The organism is Lysinibacillus sp. NPDC096212, assembly GCF_044763105.1.
In the GTDB taxonomy this organism is placed as follows: domain Bacteria; phylum Bacillota; class Bacilli; order Bacillales_A; family Planococcaceae; genus Lysinibacillus.
Genome location: NZ_JBIWFQ010000016.1, coordinates 1 through 25,491 on the forward strand (window position 1 = coordinate 1; position 25,491 = coordinate 25,491).

Consider the following 25,491-nt stretch of genomic DNA (forward strand, 5'->3'; position numbering starts at 1 on the left):
AGCTGTTCAAAACAGAAATGGACTGCGAACGCTTAGTTACTCAGGAATCCCACTGACATTAGTCAGCTTGTCCCTTTAGGGGTGGGAGTCTCAATAGCTAAATGTTTACCTACGAAAATACCACTAGCTGCTGCTTGTGATAATGAATGTGTAACACCTGAACAATCTCCAATTACATATAATCCTTGAATATTTGTTTGGAAATTTCCGTCAGTTTCTATTGTTGGTGAATAAAATTTTCCGTCCATACCATAAAGCAATGTATCCTCATCAATGGCTTCACCAATAAATTTTTCCAAATGGTTTAAAAATCCCTGCATGATTTGAATAAATAGTAAAGGAATTTCTTTAGTTAAGTCCCCAAATTCAGCTTTTAACGAAGGCTGAATTCGATTATAATTCATATTTTCTTTTGTTGTAGAGTGTCCCTTCCTTAAATCTCCATAACGTTGTACTACAATACGATCTGTCCCTTTATTTATTTCGCCGATCACCTTATGTGCATATGTATTTGCTTCTTCAAGAGTAGGGAAATATGTTGGAGTGAACAAAGTAAAATTCAAGTTAGAAGTTCCATTCTTTTGCTCTCGAAAATTTTGACCATCTGGCATGACTAAACCTTCTTGATATTTACGAATAATTCTTCCTTTAGGATTCATGCAATAAGTACTTGAAATGATATCTTCATGTGCATAAGCAAGTTTTGTTTCAAAGGTATCTTCCAAAATTGAACGTAGCTGTTGTTCTGCCATTTCAACTCTAATACCTAAATCTAAACGGGTCTTACCTTGCTTAACTCCAAGACTAGAACACTGTTTTTTTAACCAATCTGTTCCGGATCGACCTGTTGCAAACACTACTTGCTGCGATCGGATATTACCTTTATTTGTGATTAAAGTAAAAGAATTATTATCTTTTTTTATATCTTGCACATCCACCTCAAATTGAATATCTATCTTGTTTGATAAAACTTTATAAATTTGTTGGAAAATTTTTGTTGAAAGTGACGTACCTAGGTGCCTCACCTCAGTAGTTAACATCTGTAGGTTACATAATTGGGCTCTTTTTGAGAGTTCTGTATTAGCTGTGGAATATTTAAAAACAGAGTCTCCACCGAAACGGCATAAAATATCGTCAACTTCATCCATTAAGCGTTGTAGATTCTCTCTACCTACTTTTTGCTCTAATTCGCCGCCAAATTCAGTTGAATAATTAAACTTTCCTTCTGATTTACCCAAACCAGCAAAACCAAAATATTTCTCACATAAATTACAATTGCACGTTTCGCCTCGATCTAAAGGGCAATTTCTCTCCTCTATAGATTTTCCTTTTTCAAGAATTAATATCTTTTGATTACTTTGAGATAAGGTATATGCTAAAAAAACACTACTTACACCTGAACCGATAATTGTAATATCATACATCTATTTACACCTTCTTTAATTAATGAGTAATAAGAGTATTTTATAACAAGTGGATTGTCTACACAAAACTAAACAATTTTTTTAGTGTACAAGTTTATACAGAACGGGACTCATGTATTCAAGGGATCCAAGAATCCGAATGTTGTTATGAATGTAATCAGCTAATTCAAGTTGTAAATCCTCTAACTTGTTTACAGTTATACCCATGTTCAATAAGATTATCTAAAGAACTATGAAAAGGGTGATTAAAGTTGTTTCAAATAAAAAAGATATATAAAGAACACTTTCCTAACGGTAAAAAAATTATCTATCAATACGTCTCCAACAACTATTATGATGTTGTCTATAAAGAACGAGAAAATGGCTGGGCAATTGATTTTACGTTAAAACATTTTGAAACCCCGTTTCACAAGTATTTGGAAGGAGAAATTTTTGAAGATCATATAGAAGATATTGAATGCTATATTGCTGAATTAAATGAAGAAGAAGTAGGAATTGTTAGCATCAGCCAAGAGAAGTGGCATAATGTGTTAAGAATTAATGATATTCATATTGATCCATTTCATCAACATAAAGGAATTGGGAGTAAATTCATGGCTTTGGTGAAAAAGCGAGCAACAGAAATAGGGGTGAGAGCGATCGTTCTAGAAACGCAAACTTCTAATTATCCTGCCATTCAATTTTACAGAAAGCATGGATTTCAACTTATTGGATGTGACCTATTAAGTTATTCCAATGAAGATATTGAAAAAAAGGAAGTAAGAGTTGAAATGGGACTTGTTATTGAAACATAAAAGGAGAGCACGTTTTTATCGTGTTCTCCCTAAGAAACTATATATTATTTACTTTGAGTTTGAAGTGCTAATTTAACCCCTAGACCTATATAAACGAAACCAACAGCTTTTTCAATCCAACGTGAACCATTGTTTGATGTCTTCGTAAAGATTTTTTCGCCAATAAAGCTTGTTATAATAGCTAACAAAATAGTATATAAAACACTCATTACAACAAAAGTAATGCCTAATATCAATAATTGTACAGTGATAGATTGGCCATTATGCTGAACAAACTGTGGTAAAAACGCTAAGAAAAATAAAGCAGTTTTTGGATTTAAAATTTCCGCTAAAAAACCTTGGCGGAAAGAAGTACTTGCTGGACTTTGTTCAACAGTTGGTTTTTCTAATTTTTGTGGCTTCGTTAGTAGCATTTGAATACCTAAATAAACAAGGTATGCAACACCGATATATTTCACTACTTCAAACGCAGTAGCTGATTTCATTAAAATTGCTGATAACCCTAATACAGCTGCTGACGTATGGACTAAGTCACCAAGCCCAATTCCTAGAGCAGTGAAAATACCGTTCTTTTTACCACCTTTTAGCGTTTGCGTAATGGTAATGATAACAGCGGGACCAGGAATTAAAAATAAAAGAAGAACTATTGCAATAAAAGATAACATATTTACCCATCCTATTCTAATAAAATAAACATTCAGTTAAGATGATAATAAAATTAACTTAAATGAATGCAAAAAATATTATATGCTATCTGCTATATACCTGTCGATAACGAAATACTGAATAGGGTTATTTATAATAATCAGAAAACGATTTGGTTATATTTGTATAATGTTGCGTATTATTGAATTATAGTGAAGGGATTGAGGTGATAGCTTAATACCAGAAGTTTTTACTATAGTGCCTTTTTCACAGGTTTTGTTAGGGCTTACGTTTATCATTATAGGCGTTCGATAGAGGAAAAGAGCAAAAAGAACGTATGTTAGTTTATTATATTTCGGTGTTGCGTTTTTCATATTATTAGTTGCTGGACAAATACTTTTATTTTAGAGATACATTCATTTTTATTTTTATATTTAAGAAAAGATGGGTTTTATGCCTGTTATAAGTCACATCTAAGCTGATGTGGCTTTTATTTCGTAATTCAAACATAAAAATAGTACCAACTACTAATATTTAATGATAGAATTAGGTGATAATATTTTTGGAGGTTTTTTTAGATGCTAGATATTCAACAAATACAAGAAGTTATTAGACATCGTTATCCTTTTCTATTAGTTGATAGAGTATTGGAATTAGAAGAGGGGAAGAGAGCGGTAGCCATTAAAAATGTAACGATTAATGAAGAATTTTTTAATGGACATTTTCCTAATTATCCAGTGATGCCAGGTGTGTTAATTGTCGAAGCATTAGCTCAAGTAAGTGCTATTATTATGCTCACAAAAGAAGGGAATCAAGGGCGACTAGGATTACTGGCAGGTATTGATAAATGTCGCTTTAAAAAACAAGTTAAACCAGGAGATCAATTGCGTCTTGAAGTGGAAATTACACGCTTAAAGGGTGCCATTGGTAAAGGACGTGGAATAGCAACAGTTGACGGAGAAATAGCTTGTGAGACAGAGCTTATTTTCGCATTTGGAAGTTAAGTCCATCTGATTTAACTTCTTTCAGCAAATGTTTTTTGTAGCGAAAGTGAAGCGTCAGCAGCAACAACAACGCACGACTGAGTGACCAAAATCTTCTCGCTCCCGCTTCGCTTTCGCGCAATAAAAATCTGCGACTGCTGCTACGTTAGCACTGCGCTTTACCACAAAAAAATATTTGCAGGACTAAGCACAAAGCCGACTCCTGATGTTGCTTTAAAATAAAGCTTAATCAAATTAATATTAATAAACCTGATAAATAAAAAAAAAGCGTGATTTGAAAAAAGATTGATCAAAACACGCTTTTAATAATTTCAATTGAATCATTTATTTCTAAAAAAGTTTAATCATTTCTGTGAACCTTATTCAATTAAAGTGCCCTTTAATTGAATAAAGCACTAGTCAGAACTTATTTTATATTTTTACTTCTTGAATCATAATTAACTTTTCGGATTCTGTTTTGGAGTTTTTTGATAGGGAGGACGGCAATATTCCCAGAAAGTAATAATCCCATTACTACAAATACTGTTGCTGTAATATCAAACATAGTAATAGATTCATTTAAAAAAATAGTAGCTAATATGTATCCAAAAATAGGAGTCATAAATAACCAATTGTTAGCCCTTACCGTATCCTGTTTCAACAGGTAAAACCAAAGCAACATTGTGCCGATTGAAATAATAAACACCAGCCAAAATAACGAACCAAGGAAATAATAATCCAATATCAAAAAAAAATTTTCTTTTTCGAGAATATAAGCTATAGGGATTAAAGCAGCTCCACCAATAGACACTTGCCAAGTATTAATGACAATACTCGGTAGATTTAAATTGACTTTTTTAAAATAAACGCTTCCAATCGCCATTGATACCATTCCTATCCCCAAAATAATCAATCCTTTTACACTAGCCTCACTGGTTGTGATAGATGGCCATAAGGCAATTAATAGTCCAAATGCTGCTATGACCATTCCTATCCATTCTTGTAAATAAACTTTTCGTTTTAACCATATAGAGGACAGTAAAGCAACCACAAAAGGATTTGTTGTAACAAATAAATTAAATAAGCTTGCCGATACATAATTCAATGCCCAAAAGGTTGCACCTAGATAAATTGTTGTATTCAATAACCCTAAAACAATTAATGAGCCCCATTCCTGTGACCGTGGCCAAGGATATTTTTTATTTAACAAATAAACATAAAGAAATAGCAAACTTCCAGCGATCAGAAAGCGAGTGGTAGCCAATACCAACGGGGTGGTAGAGTTTAAGCCAAACTTTGTAGCTATCGCTGCAGATGACCATAAGAGTGTAAAAAATAAACCTAAAACTGTTTCCATCGTTTTGCTCCTTTTAAGTTAAGTGACTTCTCAAAAAAAACGTGATTACAGAAAGAACCACAATATTAAGAAGTAACTCGGCCCTTAACCAAGTCCATATTAAAATTTTACAAACAACGGATAACAGTTTTTTTACTAAAATTCAGAATTTTTTTATCCGAATTTCGTTATTTGATTAGTATATACTAATTTATAAGGGTTATTTTTCAAAAGTTCTACTTTTTATTCGAAATTGGCTTGGTGTTATTTCCCCATATTTTTGGAATAAACGTGTTAAGGAAGATTGATGTTCAAAACCTACTTGAATCGCGATGTGTAAAATGGGTAAATCAGTATTCAGAAGCAATTCTTTTGCTTTATTCAAACGAAGTTCCTGTATATATGCTGAAGGAGATTTCCCAGTTTCTTTTAGAAACCAATCCGAATAATATGAACGATTGTAATGTTCAAGTGAAGCCAGTTTATTAACCGTAATATTCTCATTGTAATGTTCATTGATATACCTAATAGATTTAGGTTGTTGTTCTTGGAGTAAATAATGTGAAATATAGGGGTATAGGTCTTTAAGAGCAGAGCCATTTAAAGATTGTTTATCGATTTCATTCAGGATAAGATATCGAATCCCTTTCCATTGATTATCTAATTTAAATGAAATTCCATATAACTTTTTCTTAGTTAACATAAAATGAGGAATATCTAAAACCAAAAACTCGTTACGTACAATTGAATGAAAAGTATGATTACACTCGGGTGGAATAAAAAATAATGTTTGGTGGTCTAGTTGAAGATCCTGTGCCCCTGTATTAATATAAAGCTCTCCTTGGAGAGGCAAAATTAACTGAGCATAATTATGGGAATGAGTGTTTTGGTTAGGTGTGTAGGTTCTTCGTTCTGCTACAATTTTTTTAATCTTTTCCATTTTCATTTCCTCCTACTTTAGGGTTAGTCAAAAAGTCTTGTTCTATTAAAAGGCACTTTAACAACTAATTGTCATTCAACAATTAATCCATCTTTTTCTTCAAATGTTCTTTTCTTTGCCATTTAAAAACACCCTTTAGATAACCATATCCAAAGGGGTAAAACGGGGCAACTTTCTTTAATTCTACATTTCAGATGCACTTTTCTTTTGGAAATAAAAAACATCCCTTTAAATCAATAATATCTAAAGGGGTAAAACGAGGCAACTCATTTATAAACGGTTAAATAAAAGTAGTTCTAATGAATAAACATCCTAAATAAAATAAGACGAAGGAGTTGATGATCACAAAGTCAACTCTATTTTTTTGCCTAAATATCTAAAGTATCATGATATTTCTATATTGGGACTTAATTTTATGTTGTTACAGAATATACATAAAAAAGAAAATAATAATAATTTAAGTGGAACAAATGAATATATACTTAGATTAAAATCACGAGAGCTAATTATTAAGGGAGGATTTTATATGTTGGAAAGCACACCATTTATAAAAGATGTTTCTGGTGGAAATGTGAAATTTTCTATTCTAATACCTGCTCATAACGAAGAAAATTATATTGGTGGGTGTCTAGAGTCAATTGCAAAGGCTGCACAACCTTATAAAGACCAAGTAGAAGTTATTGTTGTGTTAAATCGTTGTACAGATAAAACGAAAGAAATTGCACAATCCTACAATTGCGTGACATTGGAAAATAACGATAAAAATTTATCCAAAATTAGAAATGCTGGAGCTGCGTTAGCAAAAGGCGAGATTCTCATTACAATTGATGCTGATACTCGAATGACAGAACACATGCTATCTGAGGTTGAAAAGCACTTAGCATCCAATCAGTTCATTGGAGGCGGCGTGAACGGAAGTTTTGAAAGAATGTCTTTAGGTATAGTAGTATCCACCATGCTGCTAATCTTTCCTTTACTAATCAAGTATGGTTTTATTTCTGTAGGGATCTTTTGGTGCTATAAAAAAGACTTCCAGGCAATAAGAGGTTTTAACGAGAATATGCTAATGGCAGAAGATGCTGATTTTGCTAAGCGTTTAAAACAATGGGGCAAGAAGAACGGTAAAAAATATGGAACGATTAAAAATGGAATGATTACTTCGTGCAGAAGATTTGACCATTATGGAGACTGGATGTTACTGAAACGACCAGGTATGATTTTAGCTTATTTAAAAGGCAATAATGAAAAGGCTGCTAATGAAGCCTATTATGATGATCAAGCAAGATAATAAAACCACCTTAATGGCTTATATTTCAGCATAATAATTGTTTAGACCACTTCGTTGTCAAACGAGTGGTTTTTTTATGTGTAATTCTTTAGATTTTCTTAAATAATAAGACTTTGCATGACAGTAAGTTTAACGGAATGATATGATGTTGGGTGATTAGTAGAACCTCTGGGAATATTGTTAAATCAAGGTTTTGAACAAAGATGAAGCTTTTGAATAAAGGTGGTTATGAGTATGGGTATAAATATTCTTGTAGTTGATGACGAAAAGGAGATTGCGGATTTAATTGAGCTTTATTTAAAAAATGAAAATTTTAATGTTTATAAATTTTATGATGCTCAAGAAGCGTTAGCGTGTATACACTCGATCAAATTGGATCTTGCTATTCTTGATGTAATGATGCCTGAAATCGATGGCTTTGAAATTTGCCGAAGAATTCGGGAACAATATCATTTTCCGGTGATTATGTTAACAGCGAAAGAAGAGGAAATAGATAAAATAACGGGGCTGACATTAGGGGCTGATGATTACATAACAAAACCATTTCGTCCATTGGAGGTTATTGCAAGGGTTAAGGCCCAAATTCGCAGATCTACAAAGTACAATCATCAGGGGACATTACAAAATGATCCGATTATTGATTTTTCAGGCTTAATTTTAGAGCAAAAAACTCGAAAATGCATGTTAAATGAAAAACAACTGTCTCTTACTCCTACAGAGTTCTCCATTTTGTGGTTTTTATGTGTAAATCGAGGGCGTGTCGTTTCATCTGAAGAATTATTTCAAGAAGTATGGGGCGAGAAATATTATAGCAGTAACAATACGGTAATGGTTCACATTAGGCATTTACGAGAAAAGATGAATGATTCCGCAGAAAACCCTAAATTCATAAAAACTGTCTGGGGAGTGGGGTATACCATTGAAAAATGATTTTGGAAAACTAAAAAGAACAATAATGCTTCAAATTTTGCTGATTTTAGTATTAGCATTGTTTGTCGGCTATTTCATAAGATATGTGTTTATTGATGGTGTCTTACAAGCCCCATTCGCTGATTGGTTTATTCGATTTTGTGAAAATGTGCTACAGCTTGATTATTATTCGGCACAGAGAGCCTATGGAATATTATTTCAACAAAATAAGTCACTTTGGTTAGCGATAGGCTTAATTATTTTGCTATTAGTAATTTTTTATTTTGCACTTTCTCGGTTTACGAAGTATTTTAACCAAATTGCCATAGGTGTTAATATGCTTTCAGAGGAATCAGATCAGGAAATAAGTCTTCCTTCTGAGCTAGATTTTATGGAGAAAAAATTAAATGATGCAAAAAATAAATTAGAAAAACGGGCAAAGGATGCACAGGAGGCTGAGCAGCGCAAAAATGATCTCGTTGTTTACTTAGCCCATGATATTAAAACACCGCTGACATCTATGATTGGTTACTTAAGTCTGTTGGATGAGGCTAAGGACATGCCTGTAGAGCAAAAAGAAAAGTATGTGAAGATTTCACTAGAAAAATCATATAGGCTAGAACAGTTGATTAATGAATTTTTTGAAATCACTAGATTTAACTTACAGTCCATTATATTAGATAAAGAATCCATCAATTTAAATTACATGTTAATGCAATTGGCAGATGAATTTTATCCCTTATTAGCCCCTAAAGGACAACAAGCAATTGTTAATATCGAGGGAGAAATGAAAGTTTTTGCGGACGCCAATAAATTAGCGAGGGTATTTAATAATATTTTAAAAAATGCCATAGCATATAGCGATGATAACAGTATTATTCATATTAGCGCACACCATCAAAATGACCAGACATTTATTTCATTTACAAATAAGGGAAAAGCAATTCCACCACAAAAATTAAAGATGATTTTTGAAAAATTCTATCGTTTAGATTCTGCCAGATCGACTCAATCAGGTGGGGCGGGCCTTGGTCTTGCAATTGCCAATGAAATAGTCCATGCTCATGGAGGAACGATATCAGCTTCAAGTGATGATGAAAAAACAGTTTTCACTGTTATGATACCAACACTTTCTTAAGAAACCTTAAGAATTTTATAATAGATTATTAAAAAAGAACTCCTTCTTTTATGTTTCAATAGAGGCATAGAGAGAAGGAGTTGTTTTTATGTTTAAAAGAAAAGGATTTTATAGCCTACTATTACTGATTTTTATTTTTCTGGTGGTCATGTTTGTAAATGAATATCAAGATTCAAAGCTAGAAATAGTTAATACCCCTCAGCTGGAAATGCCAAAGAAAAGTGAAATAAATCTTGATGTGAATTTACATAGCTCAAATGCTATATTAGTGAACTTAGACACAAATAAGATTTTATTGGACAAAGATAGTGACGAAATCATTTATCCTGCTTCATTGACGAAGATCATGACGGTTTTAGTTGCAATTGAAAATATCCCGAATTTACAGGAAAAGATTGTACTTCCTAAAAGTATATTTAAGAATTTATATGAAGAAAATGCTTCTATGGCAGGCTTTCTTCCTAATGAGGAGGTAACAGCAGAGGATTTACTTTATGGTTCAATGCTACCTTCAGGTGCGGATGCTTCTATTGGTTTAGCCGATTACATAACTGGGTCGGAGAGTAAATTTGTAAAGTTAATGAACGAAAAAGCTAAACAGCTAGGGATGAAAAACACACATTTTATGAATGCAACAGGACTCCATCATCCTGATCATTATACGAGTGTGAAAGATATTTCGATACTTTTACAATATGCCTTAACTAATAACACCTTTAGGGATATCTATACGGCGGAAAGATACTCAATTAAGTCAACGAATCTTCACCCAGAGGGCATGACGGTGACGAGCCGAATGTTTAAAAATTTGAATGCAAATGAAAAAACGAGAGGTGAAATAATTGGCGGCAAAACGGGCTATACAGAGCAAGCAGGCTTATGCTTAGCAAGTCTAGCGACAATTAAAGGCGAGGAGTATATTCTAGTAACAGTAGGTGCTAAAGGTGACTCACGAACAGAGCAGTTCAATATTACGGATGCATTAGCTGTATATCAACAACTTGACTAAGGAACTTTATGAATGTTTCCCGCAGTTCCTAAACTTACAATAAAATTTTATCCAAAAATAACATACTACCTTTCCATCCCTTCATATAATTTAAATATCTGAAAAATTTAGGTGACTATGTTTTGACTATAAATGAGTTTTCTATTCTTAATAAGGTCATTAAATCAGGTAAACCAGTATGAGAGGATGAGGGGTTTGAAGCATCCCGGCACAAATGTTTTTGAAAATAAAGAGGAACTATTCATACCTGAAGAAGCATTAGATAAAGATTTCTGTGATCGATTAGTGAAAAAAATTCATAAAAATATACTCAATGAAAATATAGCAAACGATGTTTATATGTCATATTTCGTGATTTTTGATCAACAATATAAATTGACAGAAATCCGATATTTATTAGATGTATTAAAATTACAAGCAAATGAAATTATTAGATCTAAGCCAATTTATATTACATTATGTGGTGTTATATTATCATTGATTACAATAATTGCCTCTGCCATCAATACTAAGCTGATGATTGGGATCTCACTTGTTCAATTAGTTGCCCTTGCAGTATTAAGTTTTAATGTAGCTGTATTGTTTATTTCCTTTAAAATAGAAAAAGAATATAAAAAAATATACGAAGTCATTAAATTAATTGACTATTATTTAAGTTTTTATAAATAGCTAAATAGGGGTGTGAAAAATGTGCAAAGTATTATAGATCAATTACATTTTTGGATAGATAAGGTGCCTGGGGAATTTCGTCAAATGTCTGAAATAGAGATTTCACAACGGCCAGAGCCTCAAAAGTGGTCAAAAAAAGAGATATTAGGCCATTTATGCGACTCCGCCATTAATAATCTGGAAAGGTTCATTAAAATACAATACGAAAAGGAACCTTTTGTATTAACTCCGTATGACCAAGTTCATTGGGTGAAAATTCAAGGGTATCAAGAGTTACCTTTTGATGAAGTAATGAATCTATGGGTGAACTTAAATAAAAAAATTATCTATGTTATTAAAAATATTCCCGATGAAAAGCTTGCTCTTCAATGTGGCTTTGAAAATAATCAACTAATAACTCTACAGTGGCTTATCCAAGACTACCTTGAACATATGGAACATCATTTGAAACAGATTTTTAAAATAAATGAGCAGATTTTGAATAGATAGTAACATGAATAGCAAATTAATCAATGATAAAAAGTATCCTACGTTTTAATCCCGAAATCACTGTAAGGACAACCTCTAGCTGCTAACACTGAAGTATACATTGCAACAAAAAATCAAAAAAGAGCATTTTTTTTAACATTCCTCAAATAATAAGGTACTAAATATTTTATTTGAGGAAGTGAAGATTTGAAAAAATTCCTGTTTTTATTGCCTATTTGCCTTTTAACTGTCTCCTTTTTTTATGCGAATGTCGGCGCAGAGCGATATGAAAATAAAGGAAGAAAGTATTATGAAGAAGCAGGACAAATTGTCTGGGAGATCAATACGGATGAAAAAATTGTTGCCATTACTTTCGATGATGGACCACATCGGAAGTACACATCTCAGATTTTAGATTTATTAGCCAAATATCATGCGAAAGCTACTTTTTTTATTGTTGGTCAAAATGCGCAAAAAAATCCCGAGGTAATATCAAGAATGTATAAGGAAGGTCATGAACTAGCCAACCATACATTTACGCATCCTCTAAGAACGAATGTTGAAAATTTACTAAAGGAAATAAATCAAACGAATGACGTCATTCAAAACATCACAGGATTTAAGCCTACTTTATTCCGCCCTGTAGAAGGACAGTATTCAGATGCAATGATTCAAGCAATTGCTAAAGAAGGATATAAAGTTGTTATGTGGTCATGGCACTTAGATACTTTAGATTGGAAAAGTCCAGGTACTAATAGAATTGTTAACACTGTGTTAAACGGTGTCAAAGAAGGAAATATCGTTCTTTTTCATGATGGAGGCGGAAATCGTCATCAAACTGTGCAAGCGATGGAAAAAATAATACCGGAACTTGAAAGGCAAGGATATAAATTTGTCACAGTTTCTGAATTACTCGAAGTGCAGAGTAAAAAAAACAAAAACAAATAAGTTTCCGTAATGTAAATGTGTCACTCATTATTAAATTTGTTGTTCCATAACGTGAGGTTGATTTCCGTTCCGGCTGGGCGCTTTGTAGCTGACGCTTTGCTTTCGCTACAGAAAACATTTGTAGCTGACGCTTTGCTTTCGCTACAGAAAACATTTGTAGCTGACGCTTTGCTTTCGCTACAGAAAACATTTGTTGCTGACGCTTCGCTTTCGCACAGAGCAGAGCTTCCTGGGGGCGTCCGATGAGCCGCTTGGGCCAACAGATGTTTTTTGCGCGAAAGCGTAGTGCAACGTAGCGACAGCAACAGCACCGATGTTGGTCACGAAGGCGTTATCACAGGACGTGATGGTTTTAGCCTTCGTTCCCCTATGTGCTCGCTCCAGGGTCTCATCTGTGACGCTAATCCCCGAGGAGTCGCCCAGCCTCCACTCCAATCAACTTATACACAGTATTTCAAATTTCATCTCTTGATAATGAGCAAAATACTTTTTAGTTAATACTAATTTAGCCCTGTTTTGGGTGTGCAAAATTTAATGAATTATTTTCCATTTAGAAAATCAGACTAAAATGAATTAGTCTGATTTTTTTTTTTTCTATTAATGACTTTTCCGTTTAACTTACATAATAATCTGTCACATTCAATTTATTTTTTTCAGAGATTTATTCTTAATTAAACGTTTGAACGAAAAAAGGTATAATTACCCTAATAAATAGGGGGGATTGTCATTGTGTAAGGTTGAATTGATTGAATGTAATAATGAGGTTTTAGAGGGAATTGGGAGTTATTGTCTTAGAAGTAAGAAGAAATCAAGCGGATATTTAAATAAGAACAAATGGCTGAACAATAGATTTGAAGAAGGCTTGAAATACGTACAAGTAATCGACAATAAAAAACAAGTAGGGTTTATTGAATATACAGAAGCAGAAAATTCATCAAGAGTAGTTCATGCTGATGATTATTTAGTGATTCATTGTTTATGGGTAAGTGAGGTTGGGAAAGGTTACGGTACTCGATTAATCAATAAATGTTTAGAAGATGCCAAAAAGCAAGCCAAAAAAGGTGTCGTTGTTATTACGAATTCAAAAACGTCTTGGGCGCCAAGTAAAGAGATTTTTTTGAAAAACGATTTTCAACTTATTGACACTGCCCCATTTGATTTTGAATTACTTGTCTACCAATTGAGCGACGAAGCAGAACATCCGTATTTTCCGAATGATTGGGAGGACAGATTAAAAAAATATAACAACTTAACGATTTTACGTTCGTTCCAATGTCCATATGTCGAAATTGCAACGGAAAATATTATAGCTGGTGCAAATAAATTGAATATACCAGTTGAGCTTATTGATCTTAAAGATAGAGAAGAGTTGATGGAACTGTCACCAACTCCGTACGGTATTTTTTCTGTCATTTATAAGGGACAGCTTCTTACTTTTCATAGGCTAACCGTACATTCTGTTGTAAAAAAACTAAGAGAACTGAGTTAAAAACTGCTCAGCGCAAACCCAAAATAAACATAAGTAAATTTCGGGTGTGAATAAGTGGTTATTAATGCTTATAAAAACATAGTAGAAGTTACAAAAGGTTCATAATATAGAATGAACTTAATATCTATCTTCGAACTACAAAAGTTAAGATAGTATGATTAAAGTTCAATCATCCCGCTTTTTACATTAGGACAAAAAGAAAGGGGGGAAAACCTATGGTAACAATTCGCCAAAAACTAGTATCAACTGCACAAGCAATCAATATTACAAATGGTAAAAATAATGCAAAAAAGTATATTGTCGTTCATGAAACCGACAATACGAACGTTGGAGCTGATGCTGACGCCCATGCTCGTTTGCAGATAAACGGAAACAGTAGGGAAGCTAGCTGGCATTGGGAAGTAGATGATAAGGAAGCTGTACAATCGTTTGAGCATTTTTGGGAGTGCTGGGGAACGGGAACGTATGTTGGTAATAGCCAAGGAATTCAAGTGGAAATCTGCGTAAATAGTGATGGAGATTATTTAAAAGCTGTGGAAAATGCGGTGAGTCTTATCGCAAAAATTATAAAAGATGAAAATATAACAATTCAAAATATTGTTCAACACAATTATTTTAGTGGGAAAAATTGCCCTCGTAATATTCGTGCCGGAAAAGTACCTTGGTCACAATTTATCGACATGGTAAAAAACGCTGGAGATATTCAAATGCCTCCAGTAGAAACGCAAAAACATCGCATTTTCACGGGAACGTATAGTACTCTTAAAGCAGCAGAAAGTGCAGCACAGGTGATGAAAACAACATTCGGCTGGCTTGTTTACATTGAGCAGGACGGTGCAAATTATCGTATTAAAACAGGAACTTTTACAGGGATCAATGCAGCGAAAAATGCAGAGATGAAAATAAAAAATGCTAAATTGGCGCAAGTTACGTATATTAAAGATGCATAAGAGGATATGTAATTTCTAATATTCATGAGGATTTTAGTTGACTGCTTCGAGGAAACGGGTAAAATAGAAAAGCAGTACCATTATATACCTTCAACTTAGCAGATAATAGAGGTGCCTTTAGAAAGCGCTTCAAGGGCACCTTTACTTTTACAAAATCTAAAGCAATAACATCTACATAGAATAATGTGCTTAACAATATAGTGATTAATAAATGCTGGATTTTCTGAAGATAGTTGGAGGACAAGATTTGTCGAGAAATTTTGACAGTCTTTTTCTTTTCGTCTTCTCTATAACCTGTTAAGATGGTAATAGTGTGACAACAAGTTAGTGTATATGAGAGTGGTGACAATCAAGATGGATGAACAGAAAAAAGATAGTATAGAACAGCAGCCAGAACAAACACCTCCTACTGAAGTAAAACTTGCAGGACAATTTATACAAATGAAACCGTTTAAATTTATTATGCTGATGTTCTTTACAATCCTAATTACTGCAGGCTTAACGATATTTGCGTTAACATTCGGAGATAAGAAAGCAGTTGAAGTGAAAGTACCGAATGGACGTACGGAATTTTCGAAATTGTACGAAGCCTATGATTTGCTTAAAAACAACTATTACAAAGATATCGACAATGCGAAAGTGGTCGATGGCGCTATTAGTGGCATGTTTGACGCTTTAGGTGATCCGTATTCTGATTTTATGGTGAAGGAAGAAGCAGATCAATTTAAGTCTGGTTTGTCTTCTAGTTTCCAAGGAATTGGTGCCGAAATTCAAGAGCGTAACGGCTCTATTACAGTTGTGTCACCTATTAAAAATTCACCTGCTGAAAAGGCAGGGCTATTACCGAAAGATATTATCTTAACTGTTGATGGAAAAAGCATTCATGGGTTAAGTGCATCTGAAGCGGTAGCTCGTATTCGGGGTGAAAAAGGAACACCAGTAAAATTAACCGTGAAAAGAGAAGGAAACGCTGATCCACTTAATATGACAATTGTCCGTGATGAAATTCCAGTGGAAACGGTTTACGGTGAAATGCTTGAAGGGGATATTGCCCATATTCATATCACGTCATTTAGTGAAAATACAGCAAAAGAATTTGAGAAGATTCTTGCAGATTACGAAGGTAAAGGCTTGAAAGGTATCGTCTTAGATGTACGCCAAAATCCAGGTGGTTACCTAGAAGATGCAATTGAAATTTCGAATTTATTTGTTCCGGAAGGTAAACCGATTGTACAAGTACAACAAAAAGAAGAAGAGCCGAAAATTACAAATGCTATTGCTGGTAAAAAATATAATGTTCCAGTGACGGTCCTTGTTGATAGCGGCAGTGCTTCTGCTTCTGAAATATTAGCTGGAGCATTAAAAGAGTCTGTCGGTGCTAAAATTGTTGGAGAAACATCGTTTGGTAAAGGCACAGTACAAAATGTCACACCATTAAAAGATGGCTCTAACCTTAAATTCACAACAGCTAAATGGCTAACGCCAAATGGTAACTGGATTCACGAAAAAGGTATTGCTCCAGATGTCAAAGTGTCATACCCATCTTATGCATCATTACCATACTTAGATCCATCTGTGGAAATGAAAAAGGATGTGCAGTCTAACTCTGTAAAAGCGGCACAAGAGATGCTAGAAGTTTTAGGATATGAGCCTGGTAAAGCAAACGGTATTTTTGATCAATACACAGAACGTGCAGTGAAAAAATTCCAAGCTGCAAGTGGTCTTGAAGAAACAGGCGTTTTAACTGGCGATACAACGTATGCTTTAATGGATGCATTACGTGCTAAAATAAAAGCAGATGATCCTCAATTGTTAAAAGCAAAAGAACTGCTTACTGGTACACCAGCAAAAACTGAGTAAACTACAAACTAACAAAGTAGCTGTCGCAGCAGGCGTCTCTAGTGGCCTTTTGCGACAGCTTTTTTTATGGGAGGTAATAATTGTGAAGGACGTATACTTATTTAGTGGCTTTTTAGGTAGCGGAAAAACATCCATGTTAACATATGTTATTCGACAACTAAAGGAAAAAGATTTAAAGCCTGCTGTCATTATGAATGAGCTCGGAAAGCTACCATTTGACTCACAGGCTGTGGAAAAGGATATTCCACTAAAGGAAATGCTAGAGGGCTGTATTTGCTGCTCTGGCGCTGAAAAAACAGAGGCACAAATTCAATCTCTTCTATTAGATAGTGACTTTGATGTCTTAATTATAGAAACAACAGGTGCTGCACATCCTGTTGAAGCGTTAGACGCTGTTTATTCACCGTTATTTGCGGAACAGTTAAATGTCAAAGGAATTGTCACGGTTGCTGACTCGAAGCTGTGGTTAAATCGAGAAACATTAACCCCGCAAGTGCGCTCCTTATTTATGGAACAAATCCGTCACGCACATTTATTGCTGGCCAACAAAACAGATTTATTAACAGAGGCAGAGCAGGCACAGGTTGTTTATGAGCTACAAGGCTTTAATCCTCATGCCTTTATTTTGCAAACTACAAATGGTCGAGTACCGTTACGTTTGTTAGAAGATTTAAAGGCAACAGCTCAGGTGGATAAGCAAGATGTTGTGAAAGCCCCAATAGCATCAATGCATCTTGGTTCACGTTTAGTTGAATTTAAGGATGTTGACTTTACACAGGAGCGATTTGAGGATTGGGTACGTACATTGCCTGAAACCGTGTATCGAATGAAAGGCTATGTGCCAATTGAAGGTGTAAAAAATCCTATGCTGTTTCAATATGCGTATGGCATGGTCCAATGGCTTCCAGAATACGTAAAAATGCCCGCAAAACTCGTTATTATTGGTGAAGATGTAAGTAGTTTAAACGTTATAGGTATTAATATATAGACATATAAAATCTGCTAATTACTACTAATAAGACATGAAAGCTCTGTTCATGTTGTCTTATGTAAGTAGTAATCATGGCAGATTTTTTTGTGGATTAGTAAAATGAAGGAAGTGTGTATCGCTATTTTAAGACTCTATTTTGCTGCCGCTCTATTTGAATATTGAAAATAATTAATAGTTTTTTAGAGGTGTCAACCCTATTTGAAACGTAAGTATTTCATAGACTGGTGGAACTTGCTAAAAATTATTGCCAAAAACCCTCTGTTTGATGCGAATTTATGTCTCTGATGGTGTTGTTAGCAGATGCTGGCAAGAAATTTATTAAATTCGTACTTTACGATTGTTTGCAGAGAAGGAGGAATTGCAAAAATGAAAAAAACACTAACTGCAATTTGTGCAACATTTTTATTAGCAGCTCCAATTCAAATGGTATCCGCTGCAGCAAATACTACAGAGGGGAACACAACATCAGACTGTAATAAAGTTTCTTATCATAAATGGTCAAATAATCAATGGTCAAATCATAAGTGGTATGTAAATGTACCACAAACACAAGCACCATCAAAAGAAACACAAGCACCATCAAAAGAAACACAAGCACCAGAAAAAAATCAAACACCAACTAACAATACACAAGCAACAACTAACAATACACAAACAGCTCAAAAAGAAAATACAGCTACTACACCAGCTCAGTCTACACCATCAACAACTACTTCAGATGTGAATGCATTTGAACAAGAAGTAGTAAAATTAACGAATGCTGAACGTACAAAAGCTGGTTTAGCACCATTTAAAACGGATGATCAACTGATGGCAGCTGCTCGTGAAAAATCACAAGATATGCAATCTAAAAACTATTTTTCACATACAAGCCCAACATTCGGTTCTCCATTTGATCGTATGAAAGCTTTAGGTATTACGTATAAGAGTGCGGGTGAAAATATTGCACAAGGTCAACGTACACCTCAAGAAGTAGTACAAGCTTGGATGGATTCACCGGGTCACCGTGCGAATATTTTAAATGAGAAATTCACACATATTGGTGTTGGTTATGTGAAGTCAGGTAACTACTGGACACAACAGTTTATCCAAAAATAATAATAGCTTTATTGAATAATAGGATGTCCACTAAGTCAAAAACGGCTTAGTGGACATCTTTTTTTATTTTCATAGTAGAAGCTCGAAATTAGACTTTGGTGGAAATAGAGTTTTTTTCTTTTATATCTTCGGCAAAACGAGAGGTTGATTTCCGTTTCAACTGGGCGCTTTTTTGGGGGCGTCTGATTAGCCGCTATTTTTAATATTTCTTCCGCGTTCTTTAGGAGGATAGCTACTTCTTTCAATGAAAAAAAGCAAACTAGAACATGTCTAGTTTGCTATTGTTGCTTTGGCCGTGCTTTTAAATCTTTTTTGAACAAGTATTAAACGTATTAATAAAGTAATTGCTCCTGTAGTCAAACCTGCAACTAGCCCAACCCAGTAGCCAAACGGTCCGAAGTCTGTGTGAGTGGCCAGTACATATCCGACAGGCAAGCCGATAATCCAATACGAAATGATCGCCATGATAAAGGTCATTGTAACATCCTTGTAACCTCTCAAAGCTCCTTGTACGGGCGCTTGGATAGCATCAGATAGCTGGAAAATGGCCGCATAAATTAAAAAATGACCGGCGTATTCTAGCACTTTTCCATCAGTTGTATACATATTGGCAACTGGCTCACGAAGGATAAAAAGGATACAAGCTGAAATAAAGCTAAATAAAATCGCGGTGCCAACACATAAATAGCTGTAGAGTTTAGCATCATGCATTCGGTTAGCGCCTATTTCGAACCCTACTAATATCGTAACGCCCATCGAAATACTAAGTGGCACCATATAGAGTAGGGAAGTGAAATTTAAAGCTATTTGATGAGCTGCGATAATTGCTGTACTAAAGCTACTCATCATCATCGTGACAGCAGAAAAAATACTCGTTTCTACAAATAAAGATATTCCAATCGGGACACCAATGATTAAAATCTCCTTCCAACGAAGCCATTCTAATTTTGGCCAGTCATGGAATAGGCGGAAGCGTTCAAAGGGCACGCGTTTTGCAATAATCCAAACTGTGATTAAGAAAATTAGCCAGTATGTAATCGCCGTTGCAACGCCTGCACCGATTCCGCCAAGTTCGGGAGCTCCAAACTTGCCAAAAATAAAAATATAATTCAACGCAATATTAATCGGCGTTGCAAGTAATGTAATAATCATTGTGACGCGAGTTTGTCCAAGCGCATCGATAAAGCAACGCATGACAAAAAATAAAAAGAGTGGTATAAGACCTGCGCACATCGCATGAATATAAGATTTAGCAATAGTATGTACAGAGGCTTCTAAATTCATATTGCCGAGAATCCAATCAATGCCGACTAATAATCCAATGAAAATTAGTACCGATAGTACGATGGCTATATAGATTCCTTGCTGAACAGCCTTCTTTGCGGCCAGTTCTTTTTTAGCTCCAACAAGCTGTGAGACAATAGGTGTAATCGCAAGGAGAATGCCAGATAAACCTGTGTAAATAGGCATCCAAATAGAGGAGCCAATTGACACTCCAGCTAAGTCAGTGGTACCATACCGACTCGACATTAAAATATCGAAGAAAGAAATAAGATAAATAGCTACTTGTGTGACTAAAATGGGTACGATAATTTTTAATATTAGCGCATATTTTTCTTTTAACGTAGTTGTTTGATTCATAGTGTATATCTTCCTTCATTAATATATTTAATTAATGAGTATAGCATAAAAAAATAGGAGAAGGCTGAAAATTTTATTTCTTTCAACAGATGCTTGGATACCTCTACCTGCCGCTTCGCTTTCGTTACATAAGAAATTTGTGCCTGTCGCTACGCTTTCGGTCATAAGACATTTGATGAAAGAAATTAAAAGCTTCATCTATATCTTTTCGTTCGCATATAGTAAAATAAAAGACTGTATACAAAAAGTAGTATGGCTACAAGCGGATGTCACAGAATCGGAAAGTAGTTAATAAGGATGTTAGCCTAAAAAAATCATCGCATCCAAGCGACAACGGCTAACTGCCTAAGTACAAAGCCGATCCCGGACGCAATTATGCCGAGGCCGAATTGATGGAATAGGAGAATTAATGTGAAACAACAAACAATCATTTTAACCGGTGGAGGGACAGCTGGTCATGTATCGCTCAATCAAGCGATACTCCCATCTTTACAAGAGCTAGGTTATGATGTCCACTATATTGGCTCAGACGAGGGCATTGAAAAAGAATTAATAGGCGAGGCGTTTCCAAGTGTTCCGTTTTACGGTATTTCAAGTGGAAAATTGCGTCGTTATTTTTCAATGAAAAATTTTACAGATCCTTTTAAAGTGCTTGCTGGAATTATGCAGGCTTTTCGTATTATCAAAAAAGTGAAGCCCCAAGTAATTTTTTCAAAGGGTGGCTTTGTTTCTGTACCCGTTGTCATGGCTGCCAAACTTGCTGGTGTTCCTGTAGTCATTCATGAATCAGATGTTACACCTGGCTTGGCCAATAAAATTGCGCTACCATTTGCATCACACATCTTTACGATTTTTGAAGAAACATTACAGCACTTACCGAAAGAAAAGGCAACATGCACAGGCTCCATTATTCGCCAAGAGTTATTCATGGGAGATCGAGCAAAAGGGTTATCATTATGTGGCTTTACAACATTAAAACCTGTTCTTCTTGTGATGGGAGGGAGTCTAGGCTCAGTTGTCTTGAACGACGCGCTTCGTCAAAATTTACCGGATCTTGTAAAACAGTTTCAGATCATTCATTTATGTGGTAAAGGAAATTACGACGAATCATTAGAATCTACGCCAGGTTACAAGCAGTTTGAATATGTAACAACAGAATTACCGGATTTATTACATGCGGCAAACTTTATCGTCTCACGTGCTGGTTCTAATTCGATTTTTGAATTTTTAGCACTTCACAAGCCGATGTTATTAGTGCCATTATCTGCACAAAAAAGTCGTGGTGACCAAATATTAAATGCCAACTTATTTAAAAGACAGGGTTACGCGGAAGTATTACAAGAGGAAGAGTTAACAAAGGAATCCTTTAAAAAATCGGTTCATGTGTTAACGGAGCGAAAAGCAGAAATGGTTGCAATTATGGAGAAAACACAAAGACCGAAGACGCCAGAAGAAATGGCGAAATTGATTTTACAATATAAAAAGTAGGTTTAGTAGTCAGTGCCTATTGCAATACTGCAATTATATGGAGCAAAAACATAAAAAAAGCTATGTGCCTGTCATTAAGACAGAACACATAGCTTTTTTTTATGAAAATTCAAAGTAGATTACATCGCTTGTTCTTCGCCTTCTGCCATTTGATTGGCTGTTGTAAGATAGAACAAGTCTTTTGGAATTTTATATAAATTAAATTGCGCCTCGCCGCTGTTAACCTGTGTTAATAATGTTGGGTGACTTTCATTCGCACTCATAACATAGGGTAGCTTTAAAGCTGCACGCTGTGATTTTATATTTTCAACACGAATACGGAGAAATACCGTATGGAAGTTATAGTCAAAAAAAAGTTCATTCAAAAAAAGCATTTTCGCTTTTTGGTTATAACCTTGCCCTTGATAAGGGAGTCCAATCCACGTTCCTAAAAAGCCTGCACCATCCTCCACATCATGAATGCTAATGGTGCCGATTGGTTGACCCCAATCATCAGTAATTGTCCTTGAAATAGCGAGTCCCTTTGATTCTTCTTCAATCAGTTGTTTTGTCATAAACCAATACTCATCAGCTGATGTGGCTTTTTGACGGACAAAAGGGAAAACAGAAGGGTGTGATAATAGCTCATAAAGCTCTGTACATTCATGTAGGTCTCGATGTTTAAGCATACGAAACGCCTCCTTTACTAGGGTAGTTAAAACAATTCCTTTAAAACATAAAGAAGAAAACTAAAATTCGTACTGGAATTAAAACCCAAAGAACTAGACGTTAAAACTATGATATCCATAATCTCCCGCTGTCTTACTGATTTTTCGACCATACCGAAAAAAGGCTAGTTTTTTTAATATAATATAACAATCATACTGCTTTATGCAATCATTTTCCTCGCTGGAACATAAAATAAGTTTTCCGGGCAGTAATTTCTGAAAAATAAATAATTGTATAGATAGGTAAAAATTGTTTATTAAAAAATTTTGGGAAGCATTAAGTCTAAAATATCAATTTTTTGAGTAGGAATATTTAAAAAGTGTTTCTTTAGGATTACGTTATTTCATCTAAAGAGGTAAAATATCAAAAAATAGCCTTAAAAGGATAAAATTTTTCCAATTCGAGAAGGGTGACTCTTTTAAATTATGTTATAATAGTAGTATTGATTTTTTTTGTATATACAAAAGCTATATAAAAATTCTATATTAATATTAACGACTTATGGGGGGACAGCATGGAATATCTTTTAAGCGAAGATTTATTTAATGATTTGTTTATTGGCAAAGATTTTGTCTTTTTAATGAAAAAAGTGGGAGACGATTATCAATATATTCGCTTAAATAAAGCAGCTCGAACTTTGTTATCACATGAGGCGATTGGGAAAATGCTTTCTACCGTTACCTCAAGTCGAAAAATTTTTTCTATAATTCAAGAAAACTACAATCAAGCAATTACGAAGCATAGTCAAGTTGATTATGTGGATTATGCCTATTATAAATCTGAAGTTCGTAAATATGAGACATCTGTTCGACCGTTTAAACATAATAATGAAGACTATATTTTAGCCATAACAAAAGAAATTCTCTATGATCGTAGTATCGAAGATAAGTTTTTATTTCTGCGCTCAATGTTTGATCATGCTTTTTTTTCTACGGTCATCTTGTCAGCTGAAGGAGCTATTTATGAGGTGAACTCAAGCTTCACGGAAGACTTTAAATTAGATACTGAAACAGTCAAACAACAATTATTCGTCGATTTGCCAATTGTTCCTAAAGATGAAGTAGGGAACATCCAGTGCTATTTACAAAGAGCAGCTATGGGCGAAAATATTGGCGAAAAACTCATTAAGCTTCATACACTGGATAAAAAAGAGCGCATGTATTTAGTTTCACTATCTCCGGTTATGCAAAGGGATAATTCTTTTGCTATTTTTCTTCTCATGCAGGATTGCACACAATTCGCTGAACAAAAAGCAGAGTTACGCTCAAAATCTCATGGTTTAGAGGTTTTTAAAGCTGCTCTAAATTCAGCAGCTGCCATTGCTGTTTTGGATAGTAATGCTAAAATTCTAGAAGTTAATGATTTGTTTTTAAATGCGACTGGTTTCAATGCTGAAGAGCTAATAGGTCAACCTTCTAAATTAATAGAGCCTCATAACAATACAGAGGACTTTTTACAATTAATTAGTAAAACACTTAAAGCGGGGGATATTTGGCGAGGCGAGCTATGCTACCGTACAAAATTCCATGCTGATTTTTGGGTAGAAGCATCTATAGTTCCATTAAATAATGAATTCGGGGAGACAGAACAATATTTATCCATTAACTATGATATTACGGACAAGAAAAGAATGTTAACGGAATTAAAAAATATTGAACGCACATTCCGACTTATTACAGAAAATACAAATGATTTGATTGTCATTACAAACGAAGATGGCATCATTATTTATGCCTCACCTTCCTATGAGATTTTCTTAGGCTACGAAAATGTAGAATTACAAGGTCAGTTTTACAGTAACATAGTCGATGAACAAAGTAAGAAGTCTTGGCAAACATTTCTAAATAATTATTCGGGCCAAACTGAAACGCAGTTTGAGCTACTGCTGAGGGCAAAGGACGGTACGCCTGTTTGGACTGAAGGAAACGTAACAGTTGTTCATGATCCTGAGCGCGAAAAAGTTTCACAAATAATGATGGTATCTCGAGAAATAACTCATCGTAAGGAACGAGAGAATGATTTATTATATTTAGCTTATCACGATACGTTAACACAACTACCAAATCGTCGTTTTTTACAAAAGGAGTTTCCGAAACTATTGGTAGAAGCGCAAGAACGTCATGAGTGTTTAGCTATGCTCTATATCGATGGGGATGACTTTAAGCATGTTAATGATCAGTATGGCCATGACACGGGAGACGACTTTATCCGAAAATTTGGCCAAGTTTTAATTACGGCTGTACGTAACCATGATTTAGTTATACGAATGGGTGGCGATGAATTTATTGTCGTCCTAACAGGTTTAACTCGTAATGATCAGACGAGACAAACACAAATGATGGATATTATTAATCGTATTCGTAATGAACTTAAAAAAGGTTGGACCATCGAAAGTCATCACTTTGCTCCAACTGCTTCCATTGGCATCGCTTATTATCCGGACCACGGTCGCACATTAAATGAATTGCTAGAATTAGCAGATCAAGCTTTATATAAAGCGAAGGAAATAGGAAAAAATAATCTCTATATTACTGACTCCTAAGCAATTATGCCTCGGCATAATTGCCGCTGACGCTTCGCTTTCGCTACCAAAACATCTGCTGAAAGAAGTTAAAAAAGTCTGTACAAACAAGTAGTTACTTGTGGTACAGACTTTTTGTTTGATGTTATGCTATAACAGTATTAAAGAGGAAACCCCTCATAGTTATTTTAGAA

The 25,491-nt window shown here is 34.7% G+C and carries 22 protein-coding genes; 16 read left to right on the forward strand and 6 right to left on the reverse strand.

Annotated elements, in window-relative coordinates:
* Positions 1-62: 62 nt before the first annotated feature.
* On the reverse strand, positions 63-1,424 hold the full coding sequence (locus ACIQ7T_RS15825; RefSeq protein WP_370082089.1) for an NAD(P)/FAD-dependent oxidoreductase: 1,362 nt from the start codon (positions 1,422-1,424) through the stop codon (positions 63-65).
* A gap of 251 nt (positions 1,425-1,675) precedes the next feature.
* On the opposite strand from ACIQ7T_RS15825, the gene ACIQ7T_RS15835 reads away from it, so the two are divergent.
* Positions 1,676-2,218: a GNAT family N-acetyltransferase gene (locus tag ACIQ7T_RS15835; RefSeq protein WP_370082087.1), complete on the forward strand. Its 543-nt coding sequence runs from the start codon at positions 1,676-1,678 to the stop codon at positions 2,216-2,218.
* Positions 2,219-2,262: 44 nt separating this feature from the next.
* Here the strand turns inward: ACIQ7T_RS15835 and ACIQ7T_RS15840 are convergent, their stop codons facing one another.
* Positions 2,263-2,883, reverse strand: coding sequence for a LysE family translocator (locus ACIQ7T_RS15840; RefSeq protein ID WP_370082085.1), 621 nt, complete (start codon positions 2,881-2,883; stop codon positions 2,263-2,265).
* A 558-nt stretch (positions 2,884-3,441) separates the two neighbouring features.
* On the opposite strand from ACIQ7T_RS15840, the gene fabZ reads away from it, so the two are divergent.
* On the forward strand, positions 3,442-3,867 hold the full coding sequence (gene fabZ, locus ACIQ7T_RS15845) for a 3-hydroxyacyl-ACP dehydratase FabZ (RefSeq protein WP_370082083.1): 426 nt from the start codon (positions 3,442-3,444) through the stop codon (positions 3,865-3,867).
* A gap of 406 nt (positions 3,868-4,273) precedes the next feature.
* Here fabZ and ACIQ7T_RS15850 read toward each other — a convergent pair whose 3' ends face one another.
* Complete coding sequence (locus ACIQ7T_RS15850) at positions 4,274-5,203, reverse strand: DMT family transporter (protein WP_370082081.1); 930 nt, start codon at positions 5,201-5,203, stop codon at positions 4,274-4,276.
* A 199-nt stretch (positions 5,204-5,402) separates the two neighbouring features.
* Complete coding sequence (locus ACIQ7T_RS15855) at positions 5,403-6,122, reverse strand: helix-turn-helix transcriptional regulator (protein ID WP_370082079.1); 720 nt, start codon at positions 6,120-6,122, stop codon at positions 5,403-5,405.
* Positions 6,123-6,648: 526 nt separating this feature from the next.
* On the opposite strand from ACIQ7T_RS15855, the gene ACIQ7T_RS15860 reads away from it, so the two are divergent.
* The 12 genes from ACIQ7T_RS15860 (at position 6,649) to ACIQ7T_RS15915 (ending at position 18,939) form a co-directional block, all read left to right on the forward strand.
* Positions 6,649-7,410, forward strand: a complete 762-nt coding sequence (locus tag ACIQ7T_RS15860; protein ID WP_370082077.1) for a glycosyltransferase — start codon at positions 6,649-6,651, stop codon at positions 7,408-7,410.
* Between the two features lie 234 nt (positions 7,411-7,644).
* Entirely contained in the window at positions 7,645-8,340 is a 696-nt protein-coding gene (gene vanR, locus ACIQ7T_RS15865) for a VanR-ABDEGLN family response regulator transcription factor (RefSeq protein ID WP_370082075.1), read from the forward strand.
* Positions 8,341-8,365: 25 nt separating this feature from the next.
* Positions 8,366-9,457, forward strand: coding sequence for a vancomycin resistance histidine kinase VanS (gene vanS / locus ACIQ7T_RS15870; protein ID WP_370082145.1), 1,092 nt, complete (start codon positions 8,366-8,368; stop codon positions 9,455-9,457).
* Positions 9,458-9,545: 88 nt separating this feature from the next.
* On the forward strand, positions 9,546-10,466 hold the full coding sequence (locus tag ACIQ7T_RS15875; protein ID WP_370082073.1) for a D-alanyl-D-alanine carboxypeptidase family protein: 921 nt from the start codon (positions 9,546-9,548) through the stop codon (positions 10,464-10,466).
* Positions 10,467-10,661: 195 nt separating this feature from the next.
* Positions 10,662-11,135 carry a hydroxymyristoyl-ACP dehydratase gene (locus ACIQ7T_RS15880; protein WP_370082071.1) on the forward strand — a complete coding sequence of 158 codons (474 nt, stop codon included), beginning with the start codon at positions 10,662-10,664 and terminating at the stop codon, positions 11,133-11,135.
* A gap of 21 nt (positions 11,136-11,156) precedes the next feature.
* A complete protein-coding gene (locus ACIQ7T_RS15885; protein WP_370082069.1) occupies positions 11,157-11,624 on the forward strand; it encodes a DinB family protein in 468 nt (155 codons plus the stop codon).
* Between the two features lie 186 nt (positions 11,625-11,810).
* Complete coding sequence (locus ACIQ7T_RS15890) at positions 11,811-12,551, forward strand: polysaccharide deacetylase family protein (protein WP_370082068.1); 741 nt, start codon at positions 11,811-11,813, stop codon at positions 12,549-12,551.
* Positions 12,552-13,278: 727 nt separating this feature from the next.
* Positions 13,279-14,040 carry a GNAT family N-acetyltransferase gene (locus ACIQ7T_RS15895; protein WP_370082067.1) on the forward strand — a complete coding sequence of 254 codons (762 nt, stop codon included), beginning with the start codon at positions 13,279-13,281 and terminating at the stop codon, positions 14,038-14,040.
* A 215-nt stretch (positions 14,041-14,255) separates the two neighbouring features.
* Positions 14,256-14,990 carry a peptidoglycan recognition protein family protein gene (locus ACIQ7T_RS15900; RefSeq protein WP_370082066.1) on the forward strand — a complete coding sequence of 245 codons (735 nt, stop codon included), beginning with the start codon at positions 14,256-14,258 and terminating at the stop codon, positions 14,988-14,990.
* 354 nt (positions 14,991-15,344) lie between these two features.
* Positions 15,345-16,850 (forward strand): lmo1851 family serine protease, encoded by a 1,506-nt coding sequence (locus tag ACIQ7T_RS15905; RefSeq protein WP_370082065.1) that lies wholly within the window; start codon positions 15,345-15,347, stop codon positions 16,848-16,850.
* Between the two features lie 82 nt (positions 16,851-16,932).
* Positions 16,933-17,838 carry a CobW family GTP-binding protein gene (locus ACIQ7T_RS15910; protein ID WP_402871466.1) on the forward strand — a complete coding sequence of 302 codons (906 nt, stop codon included), beginning with the start codon at positions 16,933-16,935 and terminating at the stop codon, positions 17,836-17,838.
* Positions 17,839-18,207: 369 nt separating this feature from the next.
* Positions 18,208-18,939: a CAP domain-containing protein gene (locus tag ACIQ7T_RS15915; RefSeq protein ID WP_370082061.1), complete on the forward strand. Its 732-nt coding sequence runs from the start codon at positions 18,208-18,210 to the stop codon at positions 18,937-18,939.
* A 270-nt stretch (positions 18,940-19,209) separates the two neighbouring features.
* Here ACIQ7T_RS15915 and ACIQ7T_RS15920 read toward each other — a convergent pair whose 3' ends face one another.
* Positions 19,210-20,580: an MATE family efflux transporter gene (locus ACIQ7T_RS15920; protein ID WP_370082059.1), complete on the reverse strand. Its 1,371-nt coding sequence runs from the start codon at positions 20,578-20,580 to the stop codon at positions 19,210-19,212.
* Positions 20,581-20,991: 411 nt separating this feature from the next.
* Between ACIQ7T_RS15920 and ACIQ7T_RS15925 the strand changes: the two genes are divergently transcribed.
* Complete coding sequence (locus tag ACIQ7T_RS15925; protein WP_370082057.1) at positions 20,992-22,068, forward strand: undecaprenyldiphospho-muramoylpentapeptide beta-N-acetylglucosaminyltransferase; 1,077 nt, start codon at positions 20,992-20,994, stop codon at positions 22,066-22,068.
* A 119-nt stretch (positions 22,069-22,187) separates the two neighbouring features.
* On the opposite strand, the gene ACIQ7T_RS15930 is transcribed toward ACIQ7T_RS15925, so the two are convergent.
* Positions 22,188-22,736 carry a GNAT family N-acetyltransferase gene (locus ACIQ7T_RS15930; RefSeq protein ID WP_370082053.1) on the reverse strand — a complete coding sequence of 183 codons (549 nt, stop codon included), beginning with the start codon at positions 22,734-22,736 and terminating at the stop codon, positions 22,188-22,190.
* Positions 22,737-23,290: 554 nt separating this feature from the next.
* Here ACIQ7T_RS15930 and ACIQ7T_RS15935 point away from each other — a divergent pair.
* Entirely contained in the window at positions 23,291-25,318 is a 2,028-nt protein-coding gene (locus ACIQ7T_RS15935) for a diguanylate cyclase domain-containing protein (protein WP_370082051.1), read from the forward strand.
* Positions 25,319-25,491 lie beyond the last annotated feature (173 nt).

Coding starts and splice junctions, on each gene's coding strand:
- ACIQ7T_RS15825 (WP_370082089.1), bottom strand. CDS start 1,424: ATGTATGATATTACAATTATCGGTTCAGGTGTAAGTAGTGTTTTTTTA.
- ACIQ7T_RS15840 (WP_370082085.1), bottom strand. CDS start 2,883: ATGTTATCTTTTATTGCAATAGTTCTTCTTTTATTTTTAATTCCTGGT.
- fabZ (WP_370082083.1), top strand. CDS start 3,442: ATGCTAGATATTCAACAAATACAAGAAGTTATTAGACATCGTTATCCT.
- ACIQ7T_RS15850 (WP_370082081.1), bottom strand. CDS start 5,203: ATGGAAACAGTTTTAGGTTTATTTTTTACACTCTTATGGTCATCTGCA.
- ACIQ7T_RS15855 (WP_370082079.1), bottom strand. CDS start 6,122: ATGGAAAAGATTAAAAAAATTGTAGCAGAACGAAGAACCTACACACCT.
- ACIQ7T_RS15860 (WP_370082077.1), top strand. CDS start 6,649: ATGTTGGAAAGCACACCATTTATAAAAGATGTTTCTGGTGGAAATGTG.
- vanR (WP_370082075.1), top strand. CDS start 7,645: ATGGGTATAAATATTCTTGTAGTTGATGACGAAAAGGAGATTGCGGAT.
- vanS (WP_370082145.1), top strand. CDS start 8,366: ATGCTTCAAATTTTGCTGATTTTAGTATTAGCATTGTTTGTCGGCTAT.
- ACIQ7T_RS15875 (WP_370082073.1), top strand. CDS start 9,546: ATGTTTAAAAGAAAAGGATTTTATAGCCTACTATTACTGATTTTTATT.
- ACIQ7T_RS15900 (WP_370082066.1), top strand. CDS start 14,256: ATGGTAACAATTCGCCAAAAACTAGTATCAACTGCACAAGCAATCAAT.
- ACIQ7T_RS15905 (WP_370082065.1), top strand. CDS start 15,345: ATGGATGAACAGAAAAAAGATAGTATAGAACAGCAGCCAGAACAAACA.
- ACIQ7T_RS15915 (WP_370082061.1), top strand. CDS start 18,208: ATGAAAAAAACACTAACTGCAATTTGTGCAACATTTTTATTAGCAGCT.
- ACIQ7T_RS15920 (WP_370082059.1), bottom strand. CDS start 20,580: ATGAATCAAACAACTACGTTAAAAGAAAAATATGCGCTAATATTAAAA.
- ACIQ7T_RS15930 (WP_370082053.1), bottom strand. CDS start 22,736: ATGCTTAAACATCGAGACCTACATGAATGTACAGAGCTTTATGAGCTA.
- ACIQ7T_RS15935 (WP_370082051.1), top strand. CDS start 23,291: ATGGAATATCTTTTAAGCGAAGATTTATTTAATGATTTGTTTATTGGC.